Consider the following 11,432-nt stretch of genomic DNA (forward strand, 5'->3'; position numbering starts at 1 on the left):
GCTTAATGATTCAAACTTCTAGGCTTACAATACCTACTGATTCCAAAAGAGATAATCGTCTTTGGAACAAGCTTTTTAAGTCAGTTCATCCTTGGCTCGTTGATAAGGATCGCACATTTCCAAAGAAGAGAACGAGGCCTTAGTGGGTTGGATAATATCGACAGCTGCAAGACTTACCCCAAAAAAGGCAAACGGGTTTTTGGCTAAGTAATATCTATTCTTTGAAATTTTTTGCTTCAAGATATCCTTTACTAGAACTGCACTTAGCTTCTATTCTATTTAAACGCCATCGCAGCATTGACGGCTTTTTTCCAACCGGTGTAAAGCTGGTCACGGTCCTTTTCTGGCATTTTGGGCTCGAACGCTCGGTCAATCGCCCACTGTGAAGCAATCTCCTGCTGGTCAGTCCAGAATCCAACAGCAAGTCCAGCCAGGTAGGCAGCACCAAGCGCCGTCGTTTCATTCACGACCGGCCGCTCAACTGGCACGTTCAGGATGTCACTCTGGAAGTTCATCAGGAAGTTATTTTTCACCGCTCCTCCATCGACACGGAGGGTTTTCAGCTCGATGCCTGAGTCCGCCTCCATTGCGGACAGCACATCCTTTGTCTGATAGGCAAGCGATTCAAGGGTTGCACGGATGAAATGCTCTTTGCTCGTTCCCCTTGTGAGCCCAAAAACGGCTCCTCTTACATCGCTATCCCAGTATGGAGTACCAAGACCCACAAACGCCGGTACGACATACACCCCGTCTGTGGATTGCACTTTTTCAGCATAGCTTTCGCTGTCCTTCGCCTCCTTCAGCATTCTCAGGCCATCACGGAGCCACTGGATGGCCGATCCGGCAACGAAAATACTGCCTTCAAGGGCATATTCGACCTTGCCGTTCAAGCCCCAGGCGAGCGTTGTCAAAAGCCCGTGTTCTGAATTAACAGCTTTTTCTCCAGTGTTCATAAGCATGAAACAGCCGGTTCCGTAAGTGTTCTTCGCCATCCCTTCCCCGAAGCAAGCCTGGCCGAATAGAGCAGCTTGCTGATCCCCTGCTGCACCAGCGATCTGTATCTCCTGCCCGAAGAAATGGTAAGGTATAGTTTTGGAATAAACCTCCGAGGACGGTCTGACCTCAGGAAGCATAGAGGCCGGTACACCGAGGATTTGCAGTAGCTCTTCATCCCATTTGAGGTCATATATATTGAACATTAACGTGCGCGAAGCATTGCTATAGTCCGTCACATGGGCTTTTCCTCCGGAAAGCTTCCAGATCAGCCACGTGTCAATTGTGCCGAACAGCAGCTTCCCCTGCTCCGCCAATTCCCTTGCGCCTTCAACGTTATCAAGGATCCACTTCACTTTCGTTCCTGAAAAATAAGCATCTATTAGGAGACCTGTTTTTCCGCGAAAAAGTTTATCATGACCAGCCGCTTTCAATTCATCGCAAATCTGGCTCGTTTGCCTTGATTGCCAGACAATTGCGTTATAGACTGGCACCCCCGTTTCCTTATCCCAAACAACCGTCGTTTCCCTTTGATTGGTAATGCCGATCCCTGCGATTTGTTCTGGTTTAACATTTGATTCAGATAAAACGCTGGCAATAACTGCAAGGATTGATCCCCAGATTTCACTCGCATTGTGCTCGACCCAGCCGGGCTTTGGGAAATGCTGAGTGAATTCCTTTTGGGCTATATGGACGACCTGCCCCTTTTTGTCAAAAAGAATCGCTCGCGAGCTTGTCGTTCCCTGATCTAATGAAAGGATATATTTTTCCATGAAGCTCCCTCCCTTTTATAACTGCTCGTTTTCTAAAACATATGTAACAATGCAGCATACTTAACCTAACTATACCCAATAAAGAAGGTGTTTTTCAAAGAACTGTAATTAACAATCCATTAATCAAACGTTTGATTAACTCTATTTCGACAGATTTCGAGTGGGGACAGGCACCCATATGAAAAAAGGACAGCGATTTCTCGCTGTCCTTCTCTTCTATTTCATCCCTGAAATCGTATAGCCATCGATAATATGCTTCTGGAAAATGATGAAGATAATCACGATCGGAACGACCATGAAGGTTGATCCGGCCATTTGCAGGGCGAAGTTTCCCCCGTATTGGCCTTTTAGCAGCTGCAACCCGACCGATAAGGTGTAAAGGTTTTCGTCGTTGGCGATGATCAATGGCCATAGGAAGCTGTTCCATCCTGCGATGAAGGTTAAGATTCCTTGTACCGCAAGGATTGGCTTTGTCATCGGCAGGACGATCTGCCAGAATACGCGGAATTCACTTGCACCATCAAGTCTTGCTGCTTCAAGCAGTTCGTCCGGAATGGTTATCATGAACTGGCGGAACAGGAAGATTCCGAACGCGCCGACAAGGCCTGGCAAGACAATCCCGGCCATCGTGTTCGTCAACTGCATTTGATTCAAGATCAGGTAAACAGGAATCATTGTTACCTGACCTGGAATCATCATTGTCGCCAGGACCATGAAGAACAATTGGTTACGCCCTTTGAACTCAAATTTAGCAAATGCGTACCCGGCCATCGCGTTCAGGAACAGACCGACGAAAGACCAGAGCACAACGATGATCGTGTTTTTCAAATAGAGACCGAAATTCATATTCACAAAAAGATTATGGAAGTTTTCGATTGTCCATTGTTCAGGAAACAGAGTCGGCGTTAGCTGCATGACTTCGCTTTCGGGCTTGAAGGCGGAAAGGATCATCCAAATGAATGGAATGGCAACGATCAATCCCCCGATTGCCAGGATGATGCCGACCACCCACTGCTGGATTTTTTCCTGTCTTATACTGCTGCTTAATGACTGTTTTGGTGCTGCACTGGATTTCATTTGTCGTCCACCTCTGCTTCCCTTAATAATCCTGTTGTTTGTTTTGAATCTTGAATTGAATCATTGTAATGATAATGATGGCGATGAACAATATGAATGATCCAGCTGCCGCATAGCCAAAGTTGCTGAACTGGAATCCATTGCGATAGATGAACAATGCAACAGAAGTCGTGCTGTCAAGCGGGCCGCCATTGGTCATGACGAATGGTTCTTCGAAGAATTGCAGCCAGCCAATCATCGTCGTGATCGATACAAAGAAGATCGCGTAGCGGAGCAGCGGAATCGTAATTCTCGTCAGCTGCTTCCAATTGTTGGCGCCATCAAGCTGCGCAGCTTCATAGTACGTTTTTGGAATTCCCTGCAATGCTGCCAGGAAGATAATCATGTTAAGACCGATCGCTCTCCAGAGAGCAAGTAAAATCAATGAGATTTTTGCCATGGTTGGATCTTGCAGCCATGGTACATCAGGCAGGTTCAGCAAGTTTAGTACATGGTTGAACAATCCAAGCTGAGGGTTGTACAGATAGCTCCAAACAACAGCAACCGCAACAACGTTTGTGATGGAAGGCATGTAGAAGACAACCCGGAAAGCCTTGAAAATACGAGCTTTTCCAAAATTGATCAGTAGCGCTATTGCCAGCGATAAGACAATAACTAGCGGAACACCTATAACAACATAGAACAAGGTGTTGAAAATCGATTTGACGAAGATCGGGTCACTTACAACTTCTTTATAGTTCTCGAAGCCAACAAAACTAATTGATGACCAATCAGCAATCCCGACTAAATCAAGATCCGTAAAACTGATGATCAAAGCTACAAATATAGGAAGAATAGAAAATAAGGATAAAAGAATGATGGCAGGAGCTATAAAAAAGTAAGGAGTCTTGTTTGCCAAAAAGCTTTTCATTGTAAGTCCCTTCTTTCTCAGTCCAATCAGTTTGGACTAATATAGTTGGCCGGCAGGCATGCCGCCTGCCAGTCAACTTTATTTTGAAGATTATTTGGCCAGGATTTCCTCAGCCTTCTGATCAAATGCATCCATTTCTTCCTGAATGTCAGCACCGCCACGGTAAATCTTTTCGAAACGGCTCAGGAAGTCCTGGGCAATTTTTTCGAATGGCTTGATTACAGGCATAGGCTGAGCGTTCTCCAATTGCTCACCAAACACTTTGTAGTACTGGTTCTCTTGAAGCTGCTTGTCATTCCATGCTTCTTTGTTCGCAGGAAGCGAGTTTGTCATTTCAAGCCATTTTACCTGTGTTTCTGGTTTGCTCATGTAAGCAAGGAACTTCAACGCTTCTTCCTTGTTCTTAGTGTGCTCGAATACAGACAGGTTAGATCCGCCTAGTGTTGATGTGTTCGTTTCTTTTGCTGGAAGGACAGCCGTTGCCCACTTGCCTTCTAGTTCAGGAGCCTGGTCATTAATGATTTTGACCATCCAGGGTCCGCTGATGAACATAGGCAGGATGCCGTCACCTTTGAATGCCTGGACGATATCCAATCCAAGGTCAACCGGCGCTGAGCCATCCTTGAAGAATCCATTCAGGTATTCAACTGCTTCAACAAATTCAGGTTCGTTGAAATAAGCTTTGTTTCCTTCGATTAATTCAGAGCCATTCTGGCGGGCAAGCATGAACGACAAGCTTTGCTCATTTGTATCAATGCTGATGCCGTATTTGTCATCACCGCGGTCATTCAGTTTCTTCGCTGCGTCACGAAGCTCGTCCCAAGTTTTTGGTGCTTCCTTGTAACCAGCTTCCTCTAATAAGTCTGTACGATAGAAAAGGACACGAGTATCAACATACCAAGGTACGCCCACTACTTTATCCTCGTATTTGGTTGTTTCAATAGAACCATCATAGAAGTTTTCAGCTGCTAATTCAGGATATTTTTCAGTCTGGTCTGATAAATCCATCAATGCATTTGCAGATGCAAATTCAGGAATCCATGTTGTTCCCATTTGGACAACATCCGGGCCTTTTTTGGATGCAACCGCTGTCAACAGCTTGTCATGTGCCTGATCCCAAGGGATTGCCTGCACCTTTACATCGATTTCCGGATTTTCTTTTTCAAACTCATCAGCAATCTTCGGAAGAGTCTTCGCTTCTTCCCCCATGCCCCATACCGTGATGACTTTCTTGCCGTCTTTTTCAGAACCTGTGTCGGAAGAAGAACATCCGGCTAACGCACCAGATACCACCAAAGTACCAACCATTGCGGCAGCTGCAAATTTCTTGCTGAATACATTTAACATTTTTCGGCTCATTCGTAAAACCTCCAAAATAATATGATAAGGTCTAGCAATTAAAATTCCCGTTATAGCAAACAATTACTTATAACCTGCGAAATTCTACTTTGTTTATGAAAACCTCCTTATAGTGAAACGTTTCGAAAACTAACAAAAAAATATATAGTTGGATCTTGCGAAACGATTCATGTATTTCCGGTTCTTCTCCGGAAAGTATGGTTTAAGTTTGTTGAAACGTTTCGATAGGGCTATTATATGTCATGGTGTAATCGTTTTCAAGTAAAAATTTGTGACTAATTTTTCTTTTTTTTATAAAATCCCTCTATAATTTGTTTCGCTTTCAATTACTAATAGAAACGTTTCGATAATTTGTTGACTCTAAAAAAGAAAGCGCTTATAATGCAGGTGTATCTTTATTCGAAACGTTTCTATTACCTTAATATAATTCACGGGAGGTTCACCCCTATGAACAGTCAGAAACTTACTTCTTTATTAAATGAAATGACGCTTGATGAGAAAATCGCACAATTGCTTCAATTAGCTACTCCTTTTTTCGAGGGATCGAAGGACGAAGGTCAAATTACTGGTCCACTTGCTTCTATGAATATATCTGATGAAAACATTATCAACACAGGCTCTGTACTTGGCGCTTCCGGGGGAGCAAAAGAAGCGATCAACATCCAGAAAGCACATTTAAAAAAGAACCGTTTAGGCATTCCTCTATTGTTCATGGCGGATGTCATCCATGGGTACAAAACGATTTTCCCGGTACCACTGGCTATCGGCTGTTCATGGGACTTGGACAAGGCCCAGCAGAGCGCGGAAATTGCAGCGAAAGAAGCTGCCGTTGCAGGCGTCCATGTCACTTTTTCTCCAATGGTAGACTTGGTACGTGACCCTCGCTGGGGACGCGTAATGGAATCCACTGGTGAGGACCCATTCTTGAATGGCGAATTTGCCAAGGCGTTTGTCCGCGGCTTCCAGGGGAAAGACTTGAAACACAATACAGATTCGGTTGCCGCATGCGTGAAGCACTTCGCGGCATATGGTGCTGCTGAAGGCGGACGTGATTACAATACCGTCAATATGTCGGAACGCCAGTTGAGGGAATCCTATCTGCCGGCCTATAAAGCGGCGCTCGACGAAGGCTGCGAAATGGTCATGACCGCCTTTAACACGGTCGATGGTATCCCTGCCACCGGCAATGTAAAACTGATGCGAGACCTGCTTCGTGAGGAATGGGGGTTCGATGGCGTCCTGATTTCAGACTGGGGAGCGGTAAAAGAAATGATTCCCCACGGTGTCGCTGAGGACGAGGCAGAAGCTGCCTACAAGGCGATTCAGGCCGGTGTCGATATTGAAATGATGACTTCCTGCTATGTTGACCATTTGAAAAAGCAGGTAGAGAGCGGAAAAGTAGAAGAAAAGCTTATAGATGAATCGGTTATGCGGATTCTGACTTTGAAGGATAAATTAGGTTTATTTGAAAATCCATTCCGAGGTGCAGACGAAGCACTCGAGAATGAATTAGTCATGAGCGAAGATCACCGCCAGGCCGCCAGAGAGCTTGCGGTTAAGTCCTCTGTCTTACTAAAAAACAACGGAGTTCTTCCTATTAATAGAGAAAAGAAAATAGCATTGGTTGGTCCTTTCGCACAAAGCGGAGATGTTTTGGGACCATGGTCATTCCTTGGTTCAAAAGAAAAAGCTGTTCAATTGTACGATGGCTTGCTGGCGAAGATGAATTCCTCCCTTCTTTTAACGGCGGCCAAGGGCTGTGAAATCGAGACGGGAACGGAAGAACAATTGGCTGAGGCAGTAAAAGCTGCCAAGGAAGCAGATTTGATTGTGCTCGCACTTGGCGAAGCATCCGAAATGAGCGGTGAAGCTGGCTGCCGTGCAGACATCCGCCTGCCACAGATCCAGCTCGAACTAGCAGCTAAAATGAAAGAACTGGACAAACCGATCGTCGCTGTTTTATTTAACGGCCGTCCACTTGACCTCCACGGAATCTGGGAAGAAAGCGACGCGATTCTGGAAGCATGGTATCCAGGAACAGAAGGCGGAAATGCGATCGGAGACATCCTGTTTGGCGATGCGAACCCATCCGGGAAGCTGGCAATGTCTTTCCCTCACTCTGTTGGACAGGTTCCGGTTTATTACAACCATTTCAACACAGGCCGCCCTCAAGGTGCGCCTGATGCCCAGGAACGATATGTATCGCAGTATTTGGACATTCCGAACGAGCCACTGCTGCCATTCGGTTATGGATTAAGCTATACAAGCTTTGCGTACAGCAATGAAACCCTGTCGGATGTCACGATGACAGCAACCAAGCCGCTGACCGTTTCCGTCGAAGTCCAGAACTCAGGCAGCATGGCTGGTGAAGAAATTGTCCAGCTTTATATAAGAGACATTTCCGGTGAAGTCGTAAGACCAATGAAGGAACTAAAATCCTTCAAGAAACTCTCGTTGCAGCCAGGTGAAAAAGCAACTGTTGAATTCGAAATCACAGAAGAAATGCTTCGTTACCATCACGCCGACCTGAGCTTTAAAAGCGATATAGGAAAATTCATCGCATTTGTTGGACCAAACAGCCGCGATACGGTGGAAATGGCCTTTGAACTTGTCAATGAGTGATTGTATTAACAGAAGATGAACCTAATATAGCCTATATACTATTGATCATCACGATAAAAGGCCGTTTTGAGTGGTCAAAAATTTGATAAATGTCAGTTTTTATACGGTTGGAGATAATATTTCTACGGTTATAGACAATAATTGTACGGTTGTAGGCCCTATATCTCCGGTTGAAGGCCTTATATCTCCAGTTAGAGGTAATATATCTCCAGTTGAAGACGATATATCTCCAGTTGAGAAAATAAATTAATGGTTGAGGCTTTATAACACCTCGGCCACCCAAAAGACGAATGACAAACCTAAACGGAAAGAGTTGACACCCATGACACAGTCAAAGTTCACCATACTGGCAAATGACTTAAGTTTTACGTTTTTGCATAGCGGCGACGTTTATGAGATTGCCCATAAAACGACCATGATTAACCAGTGGCTATCGAATCCGATCGATGGCTCTATGAATAATCTATTCTTGCGTGTTCACAGCGCAAATGGCATTGAGTTTTATCCGCTGCTTGGCTCGAAATCTGACAGCACAGTGAGCCACAGTGACAATCAGGCATTCTGGAAGGGCGAAACCGCTGGTCTCCAATACAAAGTCACTTTTACCGTGACAGAGCAAGGCATCTGGTTCTGGGATGTTGAAGTGGAAGGCAACGATGCAACGATTGATATCGTTTATGGCCAGGATCTTGGTCTTGCTGATAAAGGGGCTGTCCGCACGAATGAAGCGTATATGTCGCAATATATCGACCACAATGTTTTCAATGATGCGGAAAAAGGCTATGTTGTCTGCTCACGCCAGAATCAGCCAATGAGCGGTGGTTTCTTCCCGTATTCCCAGCAAGGTTCGCTGACGAAAACTGCTGGCTATTCAACAGACGGATTCCAATTCTTCGGCCTGTCTTATAAAGAAACGGACGTTCCTGAAGTTTTAACTAAGGAACACCTGGCAAACGAAGTCTATCAATATGAGTTTGCTTACACTGCATTACAGTCGGAAAAAGTAACGTTGAATGGCAAAGCACAATTTGTATTCTATGGAATTTTTAAAGAGAATCATCAAGCAGCAATTACTGAATTGGAATTTACAGACGAAGTGGCGGCAGCATGGGAACATGCAAAGACGATAAAAGCTGAGCAAGCTCCTGAAATTGCAAGAGTGAACCTCTCCCCTGCTTTCGGAAAACCTTTGGAAACTGTTTCAATGTCTAAAGAGGAAATTGATGAGTTGTTCCCGAATCGCCATCAGGAAGAAACAACTGGCGATACATTGCTTTCCTTCTTCACAGAGCAGCATGAGCATGTTGTTTTAAAGGAAAAGGAACTTCTTGTAGAGCGTCCGCATGGGCATATCCTGATGAGCGGCGGCAATGTCGACAACATCAAGAATGTCTTGACGACGACTTTATATATGTATGGAATTTTCAACTCGCACATTGTCGTGGGCAATACATCTTTTAATAAAATGCTCACTAATGCCCGCAATGCTTTGAATGTGATGAAGACTTCCGGACAGAGGATTTATGTGGAGATCGATGGCGAATACCGATTGCTGACAATGCCTTCGATGTTCGAAATGGGATTCAATTATGGCCGCTGGTACTACAAAACGAATGATGACATGATCATTGCGACAACTCACAGCGCTGTGGATTCACCGCAATTGCAGCTCCAGGTTCGTTCTGCCAATGGAAAAGCGTACCGCTTCCTTGTAACGAACCAGGTTTCGATGAACAACAACGAATATGCACAGCCATTTAATATGAAGCAGGACGGAAATGTCCTTACTTTTACAGCGGGTAAAGGATCCAACAGCTCCACGGTCTTCCCTGAACTCAGCTATCGCATGCAAATCAGCGAAAACTTCGAGGTGAAGAATTCTAGCGTGTTTGGTAAGAACATCGAAGCTAGCACAGCATCACTTGCATTACTTGAGCTGGAGCCAGTCAGCGAGTGGAACATCACTGTCCAGGGTCTGCTAGACGGAAAAGAGATTCCGTTCATGGATAATGACACTCAAACTGAAATCGAGAATTACCGTAAATTCTTTGCTGAGACGATGAACGGCTTCAAGCTCGCGCAAAATGGCGAAGCCACTGAGGAACTCAAAAAGGTCAACGCGCTCGCCTGGTGGTACACGCATAATATGCTGGTCCACTACTCCGTGCCGCATGGTCTTGAACAGTACGGCGGCGCTGCCTGGGGAACGCGTGATGTCTGCCAGGGTCCGACTGAATACTTCATTGCGACGCAAAAATATGAAAATGTAAAAGAAATCATCAAAACTGTTTATTCTCACCAGTACCATGATGATGGAAACTGGCCGCAGTGGTTTATGTTCGACAACTACTACCGGTTCCAGCAGGAAGAAAGCCACGGCGACATCATCGTCTGGCCGTTGAAGGTCATTGTTGAATACTTGCGCGCGACCAATGATTATACAATTTTACAGGAAATGCTTCCTTACACCGAAAAAGGCAGCTTTGAGTTCACCGCAGAAAAAGTGTCCTTGCTTGACCATGTGAAAAAGCAAATCCAATATATCAAGGATCATTTTTTACATGATACGCATTTGTCTTCTTACGGGGATGGCGACTGGGATGACACGCTTCAGCCGGCAAATGCACAGCTGAAGCAATATATGGCGAGCAGCTGGACTGTCGCGCTGACCTACCAAGTGATGAACCAATTCGCATCGCTTTTACAAAAGGAAGATGCTCTGCTCGCAGATGAGCTGAGTACGATGGCAGAAGGCATTAAGGAAGACTTCAACAAATACATGTTGTCCACTGAAATCATCCCGGGATTCGTGTTCATGGAGCAGCCTGATCACCCTGAACTAATGGTCCACCCTACCGATACAAAAACAGGCATCCAGTACCGTCTTCTTCCAATGACGCGGAGCATGATCGGCGAACTGCTGACTCCGGAACAGGCGGAATCACATTATGAAATCATCCAACAGCGCCTGTACCATCCGGACGGCGTGCGCCTGATGGACCGACCGGCGACGTATAAAGGCGGCGTGAGCACGAACTTCAAGCGTGCCGAGCAGGCTTCGAACTTCGGCCGCGAAATCGGTCTCCAGTATGTTCATGCCCACATCCGTTTCGTTGAAGCAATGGCGAAGCTTGGCAAAGTGGATGAAGTGTGGAAAGGCCTGCAGACGATTAATCCGATCGGCATCCAGAAGGTGGTTCCGAATGCTGAATTGCGCCAGAGCAATGCCTACTTCAGCAGCTCTGACGGAAAGTTCAACACACGCTACGAGGCGGCTGAGAATTTCGAAAAGCTTCGGGATGGCTCTGCTCCGGTAAAAGGCGGCTGGCGCATTTACTCTAGCGGCCCTGGCATTTACATGAACCAGCTGATTTCAAACGCGCTCGGTATCCGCCGCGAAGCTCAAGACCTAATCATCGACCCTGTGCTTCCAGAAGAAATGGACGGCCTGGAATTCGCATTCAACATTGATGGCAAGCCTGTTACGTTTATCTACCATTTCAAAGGTGAAGCCAGCGTGAAGGTCAATGGAGAAGGACTTGAAGCAGCAAGAGTTTCAAATCGTTATCGCGATGGAGGCTACCGTATCGAAGCGGATAAGCTTGAGAAACTGAACGCTGAGAAAAATACGATTGAGATTACGATGTAAAAAGGAATCAGCGGCCCCATTAGGCCGCTTCCTTTTTCTAATCAGGGAG

General features: G+C 45.6%; 6 protein-coding genes. 2 read left to right on the forward strand and 4 right to left on the reverse strand.

What is annotated here, in order from left to right; all coding sequences use genetic code 11:
- Window positions 1-275: 275 nt before the first annotated feature.
- The 4 genes from glpK to EJA10_RS10645 all read right to left on the reverse strand — a co-directional run bounded on the left by glpK (window position 276) and on the right by EJA10_RS10645 (window position 5,112).
- Window positions 276-1,766, reverse strand: coding sequence for a glycerol kinase GlpK (gene glpK, locus EJA10_RS10630; RefSeq protein ID WP_125479985.1), 1,491 nt, complete (start codon window positions 1,764-1,766; stop codon window positions 276-278).
- A gap of 216 nt (window positions 1,767-1,982) precedes the next feature.
- A complete protein-coding gene (locus tag EJA10_RS10635; protein WP_125479986.1) occupies window positions 1,983-2,843 on the reverse strand; it encodes a carbohydrate ABC transporter permease in 861 nt (286 codons plus the stop codon).
- Window positions 2,844-2,865: 22 nt separating this feature from the next.
- On the reverse strand, window positions 2,866-3,753 hold the full coding sequence (locus EJA10_RS10640) for a carbohydrate ABC transporter permease (RefSeq protein WP_125479987.1): 888 nt from the start codon (window positions 3,751-3,753) through the stop codon (window positions 2,866-2,868).
- A gap of 90 nt (window positions 3,754-3,843) precedes the next feature.
- Complete coding sequence (locus tag EJA10_RS10645; RefSeq protein ID WP_246017754.1) at window positions 3,844-5,112, reverse strand: sugar ABC transporter substrate-binding protein; 1,269 nt, start codon at window positions 5,110-5,112, stop codon at window positions 3,844-3,846.
- Between the two features lie 447 nt (window positions 5,113-5,559).
- Here EJA10_RS10645 and EJA10_RS10650 point away from each other — a divergent pair, with 447 nt between their 5' ends.
- The gene (locus EJA10_RS10650; protein WP_125479988.1) at window positions 5,560-7,734 is read left to right on the forward strand and encodes a glycoside hydrolase family 3 N-terminal domain-containing protein; all 2,175 of its coding nucleotides are present in this window, start codon (window positions 5,560-5,562) and stop codon (window positions 7,732-7,734) included.
- A 322-nt stretch (window positions 7,735-8,056) separates the two neighbouring features.
- Complete coding sequence (locus tag EJA10_RS10655; RefSeq protein ID WP_125479989.1) at window positions 8,057-11,383, forward strand: GH36-type glycosyl hydrolase domain-containing protein; 3,327 nt, start codon at window positions 8,057-8,059, stop codon at window positions 11,381-11,383.
- Window positions 11,384-11,432 lie beyond the last annotated feature (49 nt).

Source organism: Mesobacillus subterraneus (assembly GCF_003937825.1).
Lineage (GTDB): Bacteria > Bacillota > Bacilli > Bacillales > Cytobacillaceae > Mesobacillus > Mesobacillus subterraneus.